Annotated in this window: 20 protein-coding genes; 16 read left to right on the top strand and 4 right to left on the bottom strand. The window is 72.1% G+C overall.

The features are described 5' to 3' along the window. Nucleotides 1-28 precede the first annotated feature (28 nt). The 3 genes from ACFYVL_RS30870 to ACFYVL_RS30880 all read left to right on the top strand — a co-directional run bounded on the left by ACFYVL_RS30870 (nucleotide 29) and on the right by ACFYVL_RS30880 (nucleotide 1807). Nucleotides 29-661, top strand: a complete 633-nt coding sequence (locus tag ACFYVL_RS30870) for an ATP-dependent Clp protease proteolytic subunit (protein WP_389250635.1) — start codon at nucleotides 29-31, stop codon at nucleotides 659-661. Between the two features lie 8 nt (nucleotides 662-669). Further along, nucleotides 670-978 (top strand): hypothetical protein, encoded by a 309-nt coding sequence (locus ACFYVL_RS30875; protein WP_389250701.1) that lies wholly within the window; start codon nucleotides 670-672, stop codon nucleotides 976-978. A 349-nt stretch (nucleotides 979-1327) separates the two neighbouring features. Then, nucleotides 1328-1807, top strand: coding sequence for a C40 family peptidase (locus tag ACFYVL_RS30880; protein ID WP_389250637.1), 480 nt, complete (start codon nucleotides 1328-1330; stop codon nucleotides 1805-1807). A gap of 91 nt (nucleotides 1808-1898) precedes the next feature. Here ACFYVL_RS30880 and ACFYVL_RS30885 read toward each other — a convergent pair whose 3' ends face one another. Continuing rightward, on the bottom strand, nucleotides 1899-2330 hold the full coding sequence (locus tag ACFYVL_RS30885; protein WP_389250639.1) for an ATP-binding protein: 432 nt from the start codon (nucleotides 2328-2330) through the stop codon (nucleotides 1899-1901). 254 nt (nucleotides 2331-2584) lie between these two features. On the opposite strand from ACFYVL_RS30885, the gene ACFYVL_RS30890 reads away from it, so the two are divergent. Next, the gene (locus tag ACFYVL_RS30890; protein ID WP_389250641.1) at nucleotides 2585-3433 is read left to right on the top strand and encodes a helix-turn-helix domain-containing protein; all 849 of its coding nucleotides are present in this window, start codon (nucleotides 2585-2587) and stop codon (nucleotides 3431-3433) included. A 65-nt stretch (nucleotides 3434-3498) separates the two neighbouring features. Then, entirely contained in the window at nucleotides 3499-3723 is a 225-nt protein-coding gene (locus tag ACFYVL_RS30895) for a DUF397 domain-containing protein (RefSeq protein WP_389250643.1), read from the top strand. A 27-nt stretch (nucleotides 3724-3750) separates the two neighbouring features. Here ACFYVL_RS30895 and ACFYVL_RS30900 read toward each other — a convergent pair whose 3' ends face one another. Further along, nucleotides 3751-4908: an 8-amino-7-oxononanoate synthase gene (locus tag ACFYVL_RS30900; protein WP_389250644.1), complete on the bottom strand. Its 1158-nt coding sequence runs from the start codon at nucleotides 4906-4908 to the stop codon at nucleotides 3751-3753. 168 nt (nucleotides 4909-5076) lie between these two features. Here ACFYVL_RS30900 and bioB point away from each other — a divergent pair, with 168 nt between their 5' ends. The 5 genes from bioB (at nucleotide 5077) to ACFYVL_RS30925 (ending at nucleotide 9585) form a co-directional block, all read left to right on the top strand. Further along, entirely contained in the window at nucleotides 5077-6288 is a 1212-nt protein-coding gene (gene bioB, locus ACFYVL_RS30905; RefSeq protein WP_389250646.1) for a biotin synthase BioB, read from the top strand. Beyond that, nucleotides 6281-7594: an adenosylmethionine--8-amino-7-oxononanoate transaminase gene (locus ACFYVL_RS30910; protein ID WP_389250648.1), complete on the top strand. Its 1314-nt coding sequence runs from the start codon at nucleotides 6281-6283 to the stop codon at nucleotides 7592-7594. The genes bioB and ACFYVL_RS30910 overlap by 8 nt, the downstream gene beginning before the upstream one ends. A 52-nt stretch (nucleotides 7595-7646) precedes the next feature. Continuing rightward, a complete protein-coding gene (gene bioD, locus ACFYVL_RS30915) occupies nucleotides 7647-8363 on the top strand; it encodes a dethiobiotin synthase (protein ID WP_389250650.1) in 717 nt (238 codons plus the stop codon). Nucleotides 8364-8388: 25 nt separating this feature from the next. Then, on the top strand, nucleotides 8389-8733 hold the full coding sequence (locus ACFYVL_RS30920) for a VOC family protein (protein ID WP_389250652.1): 345 nt from the start codon (nucleotides 8389-8391) through the stop codon (nucleotides 8731-8733). Between the two features lie 141 nt (nucleotides 8734-8874). Further along, nucleotides 8875-9585: a class I SAM-dependent methyltransferase gene (locus tag ACFYVL_RS30925; protein ID WP_389250654.1), complete on the top strand. Its 711-nt coding sequence runs from the start codon at nucleotides 8875-8877 to the stop codon at nucleotides 9583-9585. A gap of 33 nt (nucleotides 9586-9618) precedes the next feature. Here the strand turns inward: ACFYVL_RS30925 and ACFYVL_RS30930 are convergent, their stop codons facing one another. Then, nucleotides 9619-9957: a fic family toxin-antitoxin system, toxin component gene (locus ACFYVL_RS30930; RefSeq protein WP_389250703.1), complete on the bottom strand. Its 339-nt coding sequence runs from the start codon at nucleotides 9955-9957 to the stop codon at nucleotides 9619-9621. A gap of 29 nt (nucleotides 9958-9986) precedes the next feature. Beyond that, on the bottom strand, nucleotides 9987-10247 hold the full coding sequence (locus ACFYVL_RS30935) for an antitoxin (RefSeq protein ID WP_389250656.1): 261 nt from the start codon (nucleotides 10245-10247) through the stop codon (nucleotides 9987-9989). Nucleotides 10248-10541: 294 nt separating this feature from the next. On the opposite strand from ACFYVL_RS30935, the gene ACFYVL_RS30940 reads away from it, so the two are divergent. The 6 genes from ACFYVL_RS30940 to ACFYVL_RS30965 all read left to right on the top strand — a co-directional run bounded on the left by ACFYVL_RS30940 (nucleotide 10542) and on the right by ACFYVL_RS30965 (nucleotide 17921). Further along, complete coding sequence (locus ACFYVL_RS30940) at nucleotides 10542-11333, top strand: ABC transporter ATP-binding protein (protein ID WP_389250658.1); 792 nt, start codon at nucleotides 10542-10544, stop codon at nucleotides 11331-11333. A 33-nt stretch (nucleotides 11334-11366) separates the two neighbouring features. Further along, nucleotides 11367-13934, top strand: coding sequence for an ABC transporter permease (locus ACFYVL_RS30945; RefSeq protein WP_389250660.1), 2568 nt, complete (start codon nucleotides 11367-11369; stop codon nucleotides 13932-13934). Between the two features lie 39 nt (nucleotides 13935-13973). Continuing rightward, nucleotides 13974-14852 carry a TIGR03621 family F420-dependent LLM class oxidoreductase gene (locus ACFYVL_RS30950; protein ID WP_389250662.1) on the top strand — a complete coding sequence of 293 codons (879 nt, stop codon included), beginning with the start codon at nucleotides 13974-13976 and terminating at the stop codon, nucleotides 14850-14852. 63 nt (nucleotides 14853-14915) lie between these two features. Continuing rightward, nucleotides 14916-15377, top strand: a complete 462-nt coding sequence (locus ACFYVL_RS30955; protein WP_389250665.1) for a GNAT family N-acetyltransferase — start codon at nucleotides 14916-14918, stop codon at nucleotides 15375-15377. A 172-nt stretch (nucleotides 15378-15549) separates the two neighbouring features. Next, nucleotides 15550-16905: a hemolysin family protein gene (locus ACFYVL_RS30960; protein ID WP_389250667.1), complete on the top strand. Its 1356-nt coding sequence runs from the start codon at nucleotides 15550-15552 to the stop codon at nucleotides 16903-16905. Next, nucleotides 16902-17921, top strand: coding sequence for a hemolysin family protein (locus ACFYVL_RS30965; protein ID WP_389250669.1), 1020 nt, complete (start codon nucleotides 16902-16904; stop codon nucleotides 17919-17921). Before ACFYVL_RS30960 ends, ACFYVL_RS30965 begins: the two co-directional genes overlap by 4 nt. Nucleotides 17922-18057: the final 136 nt, after the last annotated feature.

Consider the following 18057-nt stretch of genomic DNA (forward strand, 5'->3'; position numbering starts at 1 on the left):
CCCGCCCTGCCGCCGGAGGGAGCGCGCCATGATCCAGCCGACCGCCCGCTACGTACTGCCCTCGTTCACCGAGCGCACCAGCACCGGGACCCGCACGCTCGATCCGTACTCGAAGATGCTCGGCGAGCGGATCGTCTTCCTGGGGACCCCGGTGGACGACGCCGCGGCGAACGACATCGCCGCCCAGTTCATGTACCTGGAGCACGACGCCCCGGACCAGGACATCTCGCTGTACATCAACTCCCCCGGCGGCTCGTACACCGCGATGTCCGCCATCTACGACACCATCCGGTTCGTGACCTGCGACGTCGAGACGATCTGCCTCGGCCAGGCCCTGGACAGCGCCGCCGTGCTGCTGGCCGCGGGCACGCCCGGTAAGCGGCTCGCGCTGCCCGGTGCCCGCATCGCCCTCAGCCAGCCCTCGCTGGACGAACCGCAGCGCGGCCAGCCGACCGATCTGGAGATCCACGCACAGGAACTGCTGCGACTGCGTGCGATGACGGCCGGGATGCTGGCCCGGCACACCGGCAGGTCCGTCGAGCAGATCGAGGCGGACTTCGACCGCACGAAGGTGCTCGACGCCGCACAGGCCCTGGAGTACGGAGTGGTGGACCGCATCGTCGAGAACCGCGGCGGCCCCGGCTCCGCGTCGGCGCGGTGAGCGGCCGGATGCTGCCGCCGGACCTGCCACCGCTGCCGGCCCTCACCCGCGCCGAATGCGACCTGGTGGAAAGCTACTTGGAGGTCGTCGACCTGCTGGGCCGGATCAACCCGACCCGGACGAACGACACTTACGCCGCCCTGCGCGCGGCCCAGGCCCTGGTCGGCCGGGCGACCGCGCTGCGCGAGGCGCTCACCCTGATGCACGACCGGGGAGAGAGCAGCCTGCACCCGGTGACGCTGTCGCGGGCACTGCGGGTACTGGACGGCGAGCGGCGCGCGGCACGGCTCACCGTGCCTCCGGAGCAGGCGAGTTGATCGGCGGAGGCCCCGCGCGGGTACCGCGGAACCTCCCCCGTTCGGCCCATCCGCGACTGCGTCATCCGTACTGATCGAGTTGCGCAGCGCAGCCGCGGGGCAACCGGAGTGATTCGTTCCGCTGCTGGTGCGGGCGTCGTGCGGGGGCGACGCCGGTGATCGCCGCGCTCCTTGTCCACCCGAACGGGCCAGTGGTGAGGAGCCTCACAAAGCACCCTTTCAGCTCGGAAACCAGACGTCCGTCGGGTCAAGATCCCTGGGACGACAAGCCCCCGCCGTCGTGGCGGGGCGGCCCTGACGGACGCCGCAGCCGGCGCCGCCGGGGCGTCTGGTCGACGAAGGGTTGCGCATGACTGCGCAGGTAGGCACTCACGTCCCGTCGCTGATCGCCAGGGCCTCCACCGCATCGGCCCTCACCCTCGCCGTGGTGGGCGGCGGCATGCTGGTACCGGGGGCCGCTTCCGAGGCGGAAGCGGCCACCCACGCGACGAAGGCACTCCAGATCGCCGCCTCCAAGAGGGGCGCCCCCTACAAGTACGGAGCCGCGGGCCCGTACCGCTTCGACTGCTCGGGGCTGACCCTCTACTCGTACAAGCGGGCCGGCAAGAGCCTGCCGCGCACGGCGCAGGCCCAGTACAACAAGACCCGGCACATCAGCCGTTCCCAGCGGCAGCGCGGAGACCTGGTGTTCTTCCACCACGGCCGCAGCGTGTACCACGTCGGCATCTACGCCGGCGCGAACAAGATCTGGCACTCGCCGAAGCGCAACACGGTGGTGCGGCTGGAGCGGATCTGGTCGAAGAGCGTCTGGTACGGCCGGGTCAGGTAGCGGGCCCGGGGCCGGGCGGGAGGGGCAGCCGCACCCTCCCGCCGAGGCGCGCACCGGGCCGCGACCGCCGCGACCTGGGAAAGGACACGAGCTAGGTCTGCACAGGCACGTTCCAGGGCAGGGCGATCGACACCGTCTTGCCGCCCTCGGCGGTGGGAGCGACCGACAGCCGCCCGCCGCACTCGGCCGTCAGGGAGCGGATGATCACCATTCCGCGCCCGTTGTCCTGCTGGACGGCTGCGGGCAGGCGCTGGGGCCAGCGGGGGTGACTGTCCGTGACACCGATGCGCAACTGTTCGTCACGCTCCAGCTGGACGTCCACCGTGAAGGTGGGCGACTGGCCGAAGGTGTGCTGGACCGCGTTGGTGGCGAGTTCCGAGACGATCAGCCGGATGATGTCCGCCGTTTCGCAGGCCTGCGGAAGTCCCCATTCGACGAGCACTTCGGCGACGTACTTCCTGGCCGTGGACACCGAGGCAGGATCACTCGGCAGGGTTACGGATACTTCCTGGTGGTCTGCCATGGCGACACTGTCCCTTTCCCACCGGGGCTGGACCCGGACCCGTGGCAGGATCCGTGCGGGGGCGGCCCCGGTACTCTGCTTCCGCCCGTTTTCCGCGCCAGAGTGTCACTCATGGTGGCGTCACCGTCGGCGTTCCTCCCAGACATACATATATCTGCCACTCAAAGTAGTGAACTCTGCTACGCGAGACCGTATTTGACCGGCAGACTGGCCCCCGCCGGGGAAGGGATGAAGCACAGACAAAGGAGTCGCGCATGCGGCACGGTCCCGCGGTGCGCCGCCGCAAGCTCGGGGAAGAACTGCGCAGGCTGCGCGACAGGGCCGGGCTCACCAGCCCGGAGGTCGCCCGCCGGGTCGGCTGGCACCAGTCGAAGGTGAGCCGGATCGAGACGGGGCGCAGCGGTGCGAAGCCGGAGGACGTGGCGCTACTCCTCGCGGTGTACGAGGTCCAGGATCCCCAAGTCCGGCACCTGGTGCAGGTGTTGGCCGAAATCTCCGGGGAGTCGGGGTCACCGTGGTGGAACGCCTACCGGGGACTGCTGCCGGCCCAGTACCGGGACTTCATCAGTCTGGAGTCCCGCGCGTGCGCGGCCCGCACCCTGGAGACCACGGTGGTGCCGGGGCTGTTGCAGACGCCCGGGTACGCGCGGGCGGTGACCCGGACGGTGCTGCCCGCGCTGCCGGAGGACAAGCTGGACGATTTGGTGGCGGTGCGGCTGGCCCGGCAGGAGGTGCTGCGCGCGGACGAGCCGCTGGACCTCGCCGTGGTGCTGGACGAGGCCGTACTGCACCGGACGGTGGGCGGCGAGCGGGTGATGAAGGAGCAGTTGCGGCATCTGCTGGAGGTGGCGGAGTTGCCGCACGTCCGGTTGCAGGTGCTGCCCTTTGCTTCGGGAGCGCACACCGGTCTCACCGGTGCTTTCGTTATCTTCTCCTTTCCGAACATTGCCGATCTGGATGTGGTTGTTATCGACCACTTGATGAGTAGCCTCTATCTGGAGCGGAAAGAAGACCTTACGGAATACTCCGCAGCATTCCAGCGGATCCAGGCCCAGGCCCTGCCGCACGAGGACTCGCTGAATCTGATCGCCGGCATCCGCTGAACCGTGCTCCGACGCGCCGGCGCTCGCTCCATCACCCCTATCAGCGACGACGCACGGGAGGAACCATGCCCATGCACCCCCGAGTCGTACGTTCCAGTCTTTCCCTGCCGGGCGCAGCGTGGCGCCGCAGCAGCCGCAGCACAGGCATGAACAACTGCGTCGAGACGGCACCGGTCGGCCGCGGTCTGACGGCGGTCCGCGACTCCAAGCGGACCGCCGGGCCCGCTCTCCTCTTCACCCCCTCCTCGTGGTCGCGCTTCATCGGCGCGCTGCGCGAGGAGCAACTGTGAGCGGCACGGCCTGAGTTGACCCGCTTGTCAGAGCGAGGGTGCGGTTCGGACGACGGTGTCCACCGCACCCTCGATCTGCGTCCCGGTCAGGTCCGCCCTGGCCGTCAGCCGCAGCCGGGAGATCCCGTCCGGGACCGACGGGGGACGGAAGCAGCCGACCACCAGACCCGCGGCACGGCAGTCCGCCGCCCACTTCAGGGCCGCGTCCGCCGACGGGGCGCGCACCGACACCACGGCCGCGTCCGGCCGCACGGCCGCGAGCCCCGCCGCGGTCAGCTTCCCGTACAGGAGCGCCGACACCTCGCGGGCGCGGGCGGCCCGTTCCGGCTCGCGGCGCAGCAGCCGCAGGCTCGCGAGCGCCGCTCCGGCGGCGGCGGGCGCCAGTCCGGTGTCGAAGATGAAGGTGCGGGCCGCGTTCACCAGGTGGTCGATGACGCGGGCCGGTCCGAGGACGGCGCCGCCCTGGCTGCCGAGGGACTTGGAGAGGGTCACGGTGGCGACCACGTCGGGGGCGCCCGCCAGGCCCGCCGCGTACGGGGCGCCGCGCCCGCCGTCCCCGAGGACACCGAGCCCGTGCGCGTCGTCGACGAGCAGGGCTGCCCCGAACTCCCGCACCACCGCCAGGTGTTCGGCCAGGGGGGCCGCGTCGCCGTCCACCGAGAACACCGAGTCGGTGACCACCAGGGCGCGGCCCTGATGCCCGTCGAGCGCCTTGCGCACGGCGGCGGGGTCCGCGTGCGGCACCACGGCGGTCTCGGCGCGGGAGAGGCGGCAGCCGTCGACCAGGGAGGCGTGGTTGCCCGCGTCGGAGGCGATCAGCCCGCCGCGGGCGGTCAGCGCGGTGAGCGCGGCCAGGTTGGCGGCGTACCCGGAGGACAGTACGAGGGCGGCCTCGAACCCGGTGAACGCGGCGAGTTCCCGCTCCAGTTCGGTGTGCAGTTCGGTGGTCCCGGTGACCAGGCGCGATCCGGTGGCGCCCGCTCCCCAGCGGGCGGCGGCATCCTGGGCGGCCCCGGTGACCTCCGGGTGGCGGGTCAGCCCCAGGTAGTCGTTGCTCGCGAGGTCGAGCAGGGGGCTGTCGGCGGGGCGCGGGCGCAGCGTGCGCACCAGCCCGGCCTTGGTGCGGCGGGCCGCCTCCTCCTCGATCCAGCCGAAGGGGTCCGCGGAAGTCGGGCGCTGGAGCATGGGTGATCCCCTCGGGACAGTGCGGTGCGGGCGGCACTTTGTAGGCAGCCCACAGACACTAGCCGGACCGAACCCCCGTCAGGGTGTGGCAATACCCACACCTCGAACGCGCGCTGTTGTCCGAATCCTCCTTGGCCGCGGGCCGTGACGTACGTCAGGATCATGCGCATGGACCTGCTGAACACACTGGTGGAGAAGGGGTTGCGGCGCGAGCTGCCGACCCGCGAAGAAGCACTCGCCGTCCTGGCGACGTCCGACGACGACCTGCTCGACGTGGTGGCTGCCGCGGGCAGGGTGCGCCGTCAGTGGTTCGGGCGGCGGGTGAAGCTCAACTACCTCGTCAACCTGAAGTCGGGGCTGTGCCCGGAGGACTGCTCGTACTGCTCGCAGCGGCTCGGCTCCAAGGCGGAGATCCTCAAGTACACCTGGCTGAAGGCGGACGAGGCGTCGAAGGCCGCGGCGGCCGGGGTCGCGGGCGGCGCCAAGCGGGTGTGCCTGGTGGCGAGCGGGCGCGGGCCCACGGACAAGGACGTGGACCGGGTCTCGAAGACCATCGAGGCGATCAAGGAGTCCAACGAGGGCGTCGAGGTCTGCGCCTGCCTCGGGCTGCTGTCGCAGGGCCAGGCGGAGCGGCTGCGGGCCGCGGGCGCCGACGCGTACAACCACAACCTCAACACGTCGGAGTCGACGTACGGCGACATCACGACCACCCACACCTACGCGGACCGGGTCGACACCGTCCAGCAGGCGCAGGCGGCCGGTCTCTCCGCCTGCTCGGGCCTGATCGCGGGCATGGGCGAGTCGGACGCGGACCTGGTGGACGTGGTGTTCTCGCTGCGCGAGCTGGACCCGGACTCGGTGCCGGTCAACTTCCTCATCCCGTTCGAGGGGACGCCGCTCGCCAAGGAGTGGAACCTGACCCCGCAGCGGGCGCTGCGGATCCTGGCGATGGTGAGGTTCGTCTGCCCGGACGTGGAGGTCCGGCTCGCGGGCGGCCGTGAGGTGCACCTGCGGACGATGCAGCCGCTGGCCCTGCACCTGGTCAACTCGATCTTCCTGGGCGACTACCTGACCAGTGAGGGCCAGGCGGGCCAGGCGGACCTGGACATGATCGCGGACGCCGGCTTCGAGGTGGAGGGCACCGGTACGACGACGCTGCCGGAGCACCGTGCCGGCGGTGCGTGCGGTTCGGTGTGCGGCGGCGACGCTGCCCCGGGCGAGGGCGAGGGGAGCTGCGGGGGCGGCGCCGTCGACGCTGCCGGGGCGGCCGAGGAAGGGACCGGGGTGCCGGGCGCGACGCCGTCGGTGCCCGGGGCCCGCCAGGACCTGGTGGCGGTGCGCCGCCGCGGCGCGGGCACGGACCTGGCCCCCAATGCCTGACCCGCACTCCCCCGCACCCCTCTCCCCCGACGCGCTGCTCCGCCTGGACCGCGCGCACGTGTGGCACCCGTACGGTCCGATGCCCGGCCGGGAGGAGCCGCTGGTCGTGGAGTCGGCCTCCGGCGTACGGCTGCGTCTGGCCCGTCCCGCGCACGGGCAGGACGAGCTGATCGACGGCATGTCCTCCTGGTGGTCGGCGGTGCACGGCTACCGGCACCCCGTCCTCGACGAGGCGGTCCGCGACCAGCTGTCCCGGATGAGCCACGTGATGTTCGGCGGGCTCACCCACGAGCCCGCCGTGCGGCTCGCCGCCCGTCTGGTGGAGATCACCCCGGAGCCGCTGCGGCACGTCTTCCTCGCCGACTCCGGGTCCGTCTCGGTCGAGGTCGCGGTGAAGATGTGCCTCCAGTACTGGCGCTCGGTGGGCCGGCCGGCCAAGCAGCGCCTGATGACCTGGCGCGGCGGCTACCACGGGGACACCTGGCAGCCGATGTCCGTGTGCGACCCCGAGGGCGGGATGCACGAACTGTGGCAGGGCGCGCTGCCGCGCCAGCTCTTCGTGGACCCGCCGCCGGCGACGTACGAGGAGGAGTACGCGGAGCAGCTGCGCGCGGCCGTCGCCGCGCACGCCGACGAACTGGCGGCGGTGATCGTCGAACCGGTGGTGCAGGGCGCGGGTGGGATGCGGTTCCACGCCCCGGAGTACCTGCGGGTGCTGCGCGAGGCCTGCGACGCGCACGACGTGCTGCTGGTGTTCGACGAGATCGCCACCGGATTCGGCCGTACCGGCACGCTCTTCGCGGCCGGCCAGGCAGCTGTCTCCCCCGATGTGATGTGCCTGGGCAAGGCGCTGACCGGCGGCTATCTGACGATGGCGGCCACCTTGTGCACGGCGCGGGTCGCCGACGGGATCTCTCGCGGCGAGGTGCCCGTGCTGGCCCACGGCCCGACCTTCATGGGCAATCCGCTGGCCGCGGCCGTCGCCTGCGCGTCGATCAACCTGCTGCTCGGCCAGGACTGGCAGCAGGAGGTGAAGCGGCTGGAGGCGGGCCTGCGGGACGGTCTGGCCCCGGCCGCCGACCTGCCGGGGGTGCGGGAGGTAAGGGTGCTGGGCGGCATCGGCGTCGTACAGCTCGACGGGCCGGTGGACATGGCCGCGGCGACGGAGGCGGCGGTACGGGAAGGGGTCTGGGTCCGGCCGTTCCGGGACCTGATCTACACGATGCCGCCGTACGTCACCTCCGACACGGACCTGGCCCGCATCTGCCGCGCGGTCACGGCCGCCGCGGCCACCCACGGCGGCTAGTGCGCGGCGCCGTACCCGTCGAACACCGACACCTCTCACGGAAAGCCCTCCCATGACCGTCCTCGTCATCAGCGGTACCAACACCGACATCGGCAAGACCGTCGTCACCGCGGCCGTCGCCGCGCTCGCCCGTGCCGCGGGCAGGCGCGTCGTGGTGCTCAAGCCCGCGCAGACGGGGGTCGGTCCCGGTGAGGACGGGGACGCCCAGGTCGCGGTGCGGCTCGCCGGGGAGGAGGTCGCGGCGGTCGAACTCGCCCGGTTCCCGGAGCCGTTGGCCCCCGCGACCGCGGCCAGCCGGGCGGGGATGGTCCCGGTGACGCCGCGGGACGTGGCCGACGCGGCACGGAAGCTGGCGACCGAGTACGACCTGGTGCTCGTCGAGGGCGCGGGCGGGCTGCTCGTACGGCTGGACTCCGAGGGCGGCACCCTCGCCGACGCGGCGCGGCTGCTCGACGCGCCCGTCCTCGTGGTGGCGGCGCCGGCCCTCGGCACCCTCAACCTGGTGCAGCTGACCGGCGAGGCCCTGCGGGCCCGGGGGCTGACCCCGCTGGGCGTGGTGGTCGGAAGCTGGCCCGAGGCGCCCGGCCTGGCCGAACGCTGCAACGTCCCCGAACTGGCCGACATGGCCGGGGCACCGCTGCTGGGCGCCGTGCCCGAGGGGGCGGGCGCCCTGGACCCCGTACGGTTCCGGGAGCTGGCGGGCCAGTGGCTGGCGCCGGAGCTGGGCGGGGAGTGGGACGTGGAGGTGTTCGCGGAGCGGGTGCGCTGATCGCCCGGTCCGTAGGGTGGGGGTCATGCGAGCGCGAATCGACGAAATCGTCTTCGACTGTGCGGACCCCGCTGCCCTGGTCCGCTTCTGGGCGGCCCTGATCGGCGGCGAGCCGGTGGATCGCGACCCGAACTGGTCGTACATCGACGTCCCCGACTTCACCAGGGTCGCCTTCCAGCGCGTCCCGGAGGGCAAGTCGGCGAAGAACCGGCTGCACATCGACCTGGTGGCCGAGGACATCCCGGCCTTCAGCGAGGAGGCGGTGGCCCTCGGGGCGACGCTGTCCGGCGGGATCGTGGTCCAGGAGGTGGGGGCGTTCCAGGTGCTGCTGGACCCGGAGGGCAACGAGTTCTGTTTCGTCGCCGCCTGAGACTTCGCCGCCCGGGACTTCCGGGCGGGCCGAACGGGCCGAATTTCCCGCAGTCGCGGAGATTCCCGGGCGTTTCCGGCTGATCGTGCTCCGCACCGGGCACACTCGCGATATCCGTCCGTTCCACCAAGGGGGGTCGCGATGGCGGTACGTCCAGGGTCACGCAGCGGCAGGAAGAGCGGTCGCGGCACAGCCGCGGTTCCGCACGATGCCGTGCACCATCCGCTGTTCGCCCGGGTCTACGCCCGGGTCAGTGTCTCCGCCGACCTGCACGGCGGCATCGCCGCGTACCGGGAGGAACTGCTGCACGGGCTGTCCGGCCGGGTCCTGGAGATCGGCGCGGGCAACGGGCTGAACTTCGCCCACTACCCCGCGGCCGTGTCCGAGGTCGTCGCCATCGAACCGGAGCGCTCGCTGCGTGCGCTGGCGCTGCGGGCGGCGGTGCGGGCCGATGTCCCGGTGGACGTGGTGCCCGGTGCGGCGGAGGCGCTGCCGGTCAAGAGCGAGGCGTACGACGCGGTGGTCCTCTCGCTGGTGCTGTGCAGCGTACGGAACGTGGAGCGGGCGCTCGCCGAGGCGCGGCGGGTGCTGCGTCCCGGCGGTGAGCTGCGGTTCTTCGAGCACGGGCGGGGCGGTGGGCGGTGGCTGGCGCTGAGTCAGCGGGCCGTGGACCGCACCGTGTGGCCGCTGCTGTTCGGCAACTGCCACACCTCCCGGGACCCGCTCGGCTCGATCCGGGACGCCGGGTTCGAACTCGGCGACCACCGGAGGCTGATGGTGCCGGAGAAAGGGCTGCGGGTGCCGTCGTCGCCGTGCGTCCTGGGGGCGGCACGGCGGCCGGCGCACACCTGAGCATCGCCGCCGCGGGGGTGGACACGCCCTGTGTCAGTCGCTCCAGCGGCGCAGTTCGTCGGCGATGGCCCGCACACCGGCCCTGCCGTCCTTGACCAGCCGGGCCAGGTCGCGCACCCGCTCGGGCGAGGTCCGCACCTTGAGCCCGCAGGCCATCAGATAGCCGTAGGCCACCGCGCTCGCGTACAGGGCGTTGGAGCGCTCCAGCGCCGGTACGTGCAGCAGCAGTTGGAGCAGGGCTGCGGCACGGGTGTACGGATCGGCGTAGACCGGGACCCCGAAGATCTCCGCCTCGTGGCGGGCGACGGCGGCCACCAGCGCACCCCAGTCGACCACCTGGGGGTCGCCGGGGGTGTGGTGCTCGGCGACCATGAGGAGCCAGGCGAGGTCGATCCTCGGCGTCACCGCCGGGACTTCTCCGCACCGGGCTTCGCGCCGCCCCGCGCGCCGGAGGCCTCGCCGAACTCCTCGGCGAACACGGCCTCGTACCGCTTCATGAAGTCGGCCGCGGACTCGACGAAGGTCCTGCCGGTCTCCCCCGCGTCCTGCTTGACGAGTTCCTCGATGTACCGGTTCACACTCACCCCGCGCTGAAGGGCCCGCTGCCGTGCCGCCTGTGCCGTGGACTCCTCGACGCGTACGTTCAACTGGGTCTTGGCCACACTTCACGCTAGCGGCCGCGCGCTAGCGGGCACAAGGGCGGACGGCTCCCCGGGAGCGCGTCCGGGGCCGTGTCCGGGGCCGCGCACGGGGGCCTCGTCCGGGGCACGCTTCCGGGGAACGCGCCGCACCGTGCATCCGTACACGTATGTCCCTTACACACAGCGGAAGTTCCGGACCTACGGGGGATTCGCGGCACGCCTCCCCGGCCCTAGCCTCCTGGAGTGCAGGGGAGTCGACCGTCGTGGAAGGCCCGCGACGGCAAGCAGTGAACGGCCCCGGCCCGGGAGGCTGCCGTGTCCACATCCGCCACCCCACTCGCCCACGGACTGGAGGCGGGCCGCCCGGTCGCCGCCCGCGCCCGGAACCTGACCAAGGCGTACGGCAGCGGTGAGACCACCGTGCTCGCCCTCGACGCCGTGGACGTCGACATCGCACGCGGCAGGTTCACCGCCGTCATGGGACCCTCCGGGTCCGGCAAGTCGACGCTGATGCACTGCCTGGCCGGGCTCGACACGGTGTCGGCGGGGCAGGTGTGGCTGGGTGACACCGAGATCACCGGGCTGCGCGAGCGGGAGCTGACCCGGTTGCGGCGGGACCGGATCGGCTTCATGTTCCAGTCGTTCAACCTGCTGCCGACACTGACCGCGGCGGAGAACATCACGCTCCCCATGGACATCGCGGGCCGCAAACCCGACCAGGAGTGGCTGGACCAGGTCATCGACACGCTCGGCCTGCGCGACCGGCTGCGGCACCGGCCGTCCCAGCTCTCCGGCGGCCAGCAGCAACGCGTGGCGTGCGCACGGGCGTTGGCGTCCCGGCCCGAGCTGATCTTCGCGGACGAGCCGACCGGGAACCTCGACTCGCACGCCGGCGCCGAAGTGCTCTCCTTCCTGCGGCAGGCGGTCGACGCCCTGGAGCAGACCGTGGTGATGGTGAGCCACGACCCGGGCGCCGCCGCCCACGCGGACCTGGTGCTCTTCCTCGGGGACGGGCGGATCGTGGACAGCATGCCGGACCCGTCCGCGGAGGCCGTGCTGGAGCGGATGAAGCAGTTCGACGGCGTCTCCCGGCTCCGCAAGGGCTGAACCCGTGCTCCCCGACGCCCCAGGAGGCACCCCGTGCTGAAGGCGACCCTGCGCAGCTTCTTCGCCCACAAGGGACGGCTGCTGCTGTCCGCGCTGGCAGTGATCCTCTCGGTGGCGTTCGTCTCCGGGAGCCTGATCTTCTCGGACACCGCGTCGCGGACCTTCGACCGGCTGTTCGCGAGCACCTCCGCCGATGTCTCCGTCACGCCCAAGGAGGACGAGATCGGCGGGTCCCTGCCGACCGGTGCCGTGCGCACCCTGCCCGCGGCGGTCGCGGAGCAGATCAGGTCGGTGCCCGGGGTCGCCCGCACCCATGTCGAGGCGACCACCGAGAACATCACGGTCGTCGACGGCGCCAACAAGGCCATCGGGCTGCGGGGCGGCGCCCCCACCATCGCCACCAACTGGTACGACACCCCGCACAACCCGCTGAAACTGACCTCCGGCGAACTGCCGAAGGGGCCCGGCGAGGCCGTCGTCGACGCGGACACCGCCGACCGCGCGAAGATCGCCCTCGGGGACACCCTGCGGGTCGTCGTCCGGCCCGGCACCTTTCCCGTGAAGGTGGTCGGCATCGCCACCTTCACCACGACCAACCCGGGTGCCTCGCTCGTCCTGACGGACACCCCCACCGCCCAGCGCAAACTCCTCGGCTCGCCGGACGCCGCCACCCTGATCGCCGTCGAGGCCGCGCCCGGTGTCTCCCACGCGGTGCTCAAGGAACGCCTGGCGGCCGAGCTGGGTTCCCGCTACCAGCTGCGCACCGCCGACGAGCAGGCCAAGTCCTCGGTCGCCCAGCTCGGTACCTTCCTCGACGTCATCAAGTACGTGATGCTCGGCTTCGCCGGGGTCGCCGTGCTGGTCGGTGTCTTCCTCATCGTGAACACCTTCGCCATGCTGATCGCCCAGCGCACCCGCGAGCTGGGGCTGCTGCGCGCGCTGGGCGCCGACCGGCGCCAGGTGCGGCGCTCCGTCCTCACCGAGGCGCTGCTGCTCGGCCTGGTGGGCTCGACGCTCGGCATCGCCGCCGGGGTGGGGCTGGCCGCGGCGCTGATCTGGCTGATGAGCCGGTTCGGGATGAAGCTGAGGGTCTCCGACATGGAGCTGGGCTGGAGCCCGTTCGTCGCCGCCTACGCGGTCGGGGTGGGGGTCACCTTCGTCGCCGCCTATCTGCCGGCCCGCCGGGCCTCGGCGGTCTCCCCCATGGCGGCGCTCGCCGAGGCCGAAGTCGCGGGCCTCGGGCGGCCGTTGCGGATCAGGGCCGTGGCGGGCGGCGTCCTGACGGCGGCCGGAGCCGCGGCGCTGGCGGGGTGCGCGGTCAGTGACGACACCGCTGCCGCCTCCCTGCTGCTGGGGCTCGGTGTCGTACTGACGCTGATCGCGGCGGTGGTCGCGGGGCCGCTGCTGGTGCGCCCGGTGATCCGTGTCCTGGGGGCGGCGTTCCCCCGGCTGTACGGGTCGGTGGGGCGGATGAGCCAGCGCAACGCGCTGCGCAACCCGCGCCGTACCGGGGCGACCGCGTCCGCGCTGATGGTGGGGCTGGCGCTGGTGGCCGGTCTCTCGGTGGCGAGCGCGTCGATGACGGCGTCGCTGGACCGGCAGATCGACCGCACCCTGGGCTCGGACTTCGTGGTGCAGGGTGACGGCTTCCAGCCGTTCCCGCCCGAAGTGGCCAGGAAGGTGGAGCAGGTTCAGGCGTCGGGCACCGTGGTGCGCCAGCGGCTCACTCCCGTACGGCTGACGCTGCCGGACGGCAAGCGGATCAAATCGACGGTAGGGGGCTACGATCCGCAGCTCGACGAGGTGGCCCGGCTGACCTACGTCCGGGGGGACACACGGGCCGCGCTGGCACCCGGCAGCATGGGCATGGAGCGGAAGTTCGCCGACGAGCACGGTGTGCGCCTCGGTGCGGTCCTCCCCGTGGAGTTCTCCGGCGGCCGGACGGGCGGGCTGCGGGTGGCGGCGCTCACCAGCCAGGACGCCCCGAGCGGCGGCGGTGTGCAGGGCGGTCTCTTCATGGGCCTGGGCACGGTGGAGAAGTACTTCCCGGGCGGGCAGGAGTCCGCGCTCTACGTGAACGCGGCACCGGGTTTCGACGCCCCGGCGCTGCGCGGGCAACTGGAGAAGGCCCTCGCCCCGTACCCGCAGCTGAAGGTGCAGGACAGGGCGGACTACAAGGAGCTGGTCCGCAGCCAGGTCTCCGTACTGCTCTACCTGGTGTACGGGCTGCTCGGGCTGGCCATCGTGATCGCGGTCCTCGGGGTGGTCAACACGCTCGCCCTGTCGGTGGTGGAGCGCACCCGGGAGATCGGGCTGCTGCGGGCGATCGGGCTGTCGCGGGTGCAGTTGCGGCGGATGATCCGGCTGGAGTCGGTGGTGATCGCCGTGTTCGGGGCGGTGCTGGGGCTCGCACTGGGTCTGGTGTGGGGTGTGGGAATGAGCCAGGTCCTCTCCCTCCAGGGGATGACGGTGTTCGCGGTGCCGTGGTCGACTGTGCTGGCGGTGGTGGCCGGTTCCGTGGTGGTGGGGCTCGTGGCAGCGGTGCTGCCGGCCCTGCGGGCCTCGCGGATGAACGTGCTGGCCGCGATCGCGCACGAGTAGCACGCGCCCGGACATTTCCCCGTTCAAGGAGAGTTGTTCATGACCAGGCCGTTCCGGTTCTCGGTGAACATGCTGACGCCCGCCGACGGAGAGGAGTGGGCACGCAAGTGCCGTCGTGCCGAGGAGCTGGGTTACGACGTGATCCAGGTGCCCGACCATCTGGGGCGGGTCGCCCCCTTCCCCGCGATGGTCGCCGCTGCGGCGGTGACACGGCGGCCCCGGATCGGCACCTTCGTACTGAACGCCGGCTTCTGGAACCCGGCCCTGCTGGCCCGCGAGATCGCCACCACGGACGCCCTCGTCGGCGGCCGGCTGGAGATCGGCATCGGCGCGGGCTACGTGAAGGAGGAGCACGACCGGGCCGGGCTGGAGTTCCTGTCGCCGGGGGGACGCGTCGGCCATCTGGCGCACACGGTGGCGGAGTTGGACCGGCTGCTGCGCGACGAGACGCATGTGCCCAGGTCCGTGCAGAGTCCGCGTCCTCCCCTGCTGATCGGCGGGAACGGCGACCGGGTGCTCGAACTGGCGGCGGAGCGGGCGGACATCGTGGCCTTCACCGGGGCCCGCGCGACGGAGGACGGCCTGCGCGTGGTGACGGCGGAGGCCCTGGAGGAACGGGTCGCCGCCTACCGGAAGTTCGCGGCCGACCGCGCCGTGGAGGCGGAGCTGAATCTGCTGCTCCAGCTCGTGGTGGTCACCGACGACCGGCGCGCGGCGGTACGGGACTTCCTCCCGCACGTCCCGTACCTGACCGAGGACGAGGTGCTCGGCCTTCCGGTCGTCGCCGTCGGCACGGTCCGGGAGATCGCGCAACAGCTGCGGGCGAACCGCGCACGGTACGGCTTCAGCTACCTCTCGGTGCTCGATCCGCACCTGGAGGAGTTCGCCCCGGTGATGGAGGAACTGCGCGGCAGCTGAGAGCGGCATCCGGATCGTGGAATCCTGTCGACGCCGCCGCGGGGCCGGTGATGGGATGCCGCCATGAACGATCCCGGGAACATCCGACTCAGGAACGCGACCGCGGCCGACCTCGACGCCGTCCTGGCCTTCTGGAAGCTGTCCGCCCACGGCACCAGCATCAGCGACGACCGGGACGGGATCGAGCGGCTGACCGTCCGCGACCCCGAGGCCCTGATCCTCGCCGAACGCGTGGCGGCGACCGCGTCCGGCGCCGCGGAGGCGGTACTGGTCGGCACCGTCATCGCCGGCTTCGACGGCTGGCGCTGCTCGCTCTACCGGCTGGCCGTCCATCCGGACCACCGCCGCCTCGGCATCTCGGGCGCGCTGCTCACCGCGGCCGAGGAACGCTTCGTCCGGCTGGGCGGTCGGCGCGGGGACGCGATGGTCCTCGACGACAACGCGCCCGCCCGTTCCGCGTGGGGCTCGGCGGGTTACGGACCCCAGCCCCAGTGGACCCGTTGGGTGAAGTCGCTCACTCCCTGACCGGCCGCTTTGCCGATCCTTTACTATGGGAACCTCCTTCCCCGATGTGCCGACCGAACATCGGACATCCCTACTTCGAAAGGTGTGAGCGTCCGCCCATGGGCGAGCCTCCCAGTAGCCGACACCGCGCGAACCTCCCGACCCTGCCCGATCATGGGACGGAGGTGAACCGATGACCGAAGTGCTTCTGCTGCTCGTGGCGGTACTGCTCTCGCTGATTTGCGGCGCCTTCGTCGCGGCGGAGTTCTCCCTCACCACCGTCGAGCGCGGCGACCTCGAACGGGCCGTCGAACGGGGTGAGCGGGGAGCCGACAGTGCCCTGAAGGCCGTGCGCAGCCTGACCTTCCAGCTGTCCGGCGCCCAGCTCGGCATCACCGTCACCAACCTCCTCGTCGGCATGCTCTCCGAGCCGTCGATCTCCAAGCTCCTCAAGGGCCCGGTCGAGGCGATCGGCCTGTCCCCCACCGTCGCCTCCTCCCTCGCCCTGGTCCTGGGTACGGCGCTGTCGACCGTGGTGCTGATGGTCGTGGGCGAACTGGTCCCCAAGAACTGGGCGATCTCCTCCCCGCTGGCCGTCGCCAAGGTCGTGGCGACCCCGCAGCGCTGGTTCACGGCCGCCTTCAAGCCGCTGATCAGCCACCTGAACAACACGGCCAACCGCATCCTGCGCCGCTTCGGCATGGAACCGGCCGAGGAGCTGGCGTCCGCGCGCAGCCCCGAGGAACTGGTCGCACTGGCCCGGCACTCCGCCAAGGCGGGCGCGCTGGAGGCGGACACCGCCGAACTCTTCGTCCGCACCCTCAACCTGGCCGAGCTGACCGCGGAGAACGTGATGACCCCGCGCGTGCAGGTCACCGCGCTCGACGTGCAGGCCACCGCGGAGGACGTCGCGAACGCGACCCGGGCCACCGGCCTCTCCCGCTTCCCGGTGTACCGGGGCAGCCTGGACTCGGTCGTCGGCCTGGTCCACATCAAGGACGTGCTGGCCGTGCCCGCCGAGCGCAGGCCCCGGCACCCGGTGACCGAACTGGTCCGCGAGCCGCTCCTCGTACCGGAGACGCTGACCGTGGACAAACTGCTGGACCGGCTGTCCGGCAAGCGCACCATGGCCGTCGTCATCGACGAGTACGGCGGTACGGCGGGTGTCGTCACACTGGAGGACATTGTCGAGGAGGTCGTCGGCGAGGTGCGCGACGAGCACGACCCGCACGAGACCCCCGACCTCGCCCGCGCGGGCGAGGACACCGACGGCCGCGACCTGTGGTCGGCGGACGGGGCGGCCAGGACCGACCAGCTGGAACGGATCGGCCTGAGGGTGCAGGAAGGCCCGTACGAGACGCTCGCCGGCCTGATGGCCAACGAACTGGGACGGATCCCCGAGGTGGGTGACCGCGTGGAGCTGGCCGGCTGGCGGCTGGACGTGGTGGACGCGAGCGGCCGGCGGGCGGCGCGGGTGCTGATGCACGCGCCCGTCGAGTCCGAGCACGCCGCGGCCGGGAAGTCCGACGACGTGGAGGCGGGCCGATGATCGCCGTTCAGCTTCTGATCGGTCTGCTGACCCTGTTCGTCAACGCCTTCTTCGTCGGCGCGGAGTTCGCGCTGATCTCGGTGCGCCGCAGTCAGATCGAGCCCGAGGCGGAGGCCGGGAACCGCAGGGCGCGCAGCGTCATCTGGGGCCTGGAGCACGTCTCGGCGCTGCTGGCCGCCGCCCAGCTGGGCATCACGCTGTGCACCCTGGTGCTCGGTGTGGTCGCCGAGCCGGCCATCGCACATCTGCTGGAGCCGGTGTTCCACGCGGTGGGTGTGCCGGACGCGCTGACCCACCCGATCTCGTTCGTCATCGCGCTGTCCCTGGCGACGTACCTGCACATGCTGCTCGGCGAGATGGTGCCGAAGAACATCGCCCTGGCCGAGCCGGCCAGGACCGCGCTGATCCTCGGCCCGCCGCTGGTGGCGCTCGCCAAGGCACTGCGCCCGGTGATCTTCGCGATCAACTCGTTCGCCAACCTGCTGCTCAAGCTGATGCGGGTGGAAACGAAGGACGAGGTCGCGGCGACGTTCTCGGACGACGAGCTGGCCCGGCTGGTGAAGGACGCCGGTGACGCGGGGCTGATCGACGACCGGGCCGCCGAGCGGCTGCGGGACGCCCTGGAACTGGGCAGGCGCCCGGTGCGGGACGTGGTGATGCCGGTCGAGCGCGTGGTGTACGCGCAGGTCGGGACCACTCCCGAGGAGCTTGAGCGGCTGGCCTCCGAGTCCGGCTACTCCCGCTTCCCGGTGGTCGACTCCAACCGCCGCATCCTGGGCTACCTGCATGTGAAGGACGCCCTGGACGCGGTGCCGCGCGATCTGCCGTTCCCGGTCTCGGCTATGCGGCCGATCGCCCGGGTGCGGGCGGAGACCCCGCTGGACGACGTGCTGACGGCGATGCGCCGCAGCCGAACGCACCTGGCGGCGGTGTCCGACGCCGACGGCAGGTCCGCGGGCCTGGTCACCATGGAGGACGTCCTGCGAGAGCTGGTGGGCCCGCCCCAGCAGGCCTGATCCCGGCTCCCGAGCGGCCGGGGGCCCCCCCCCCCCCCGGGGGGGCCCCCCCGCCCCCGCGGGGGGGGGGGGGCCCCGGGGGGGCCGCCCCCCCCCGCGGGTATAAGGGCCACAAAACACCCCGGACGCGGGGCGC

The organism is Streptomyces sp. NPDC004111 (assembly GCF_042874215.1).
Lineage (GTDB): Bacteria > Actinomycetota > Actinomycetes > Streptomycetales > Streptomycetaceae > Streptomyces.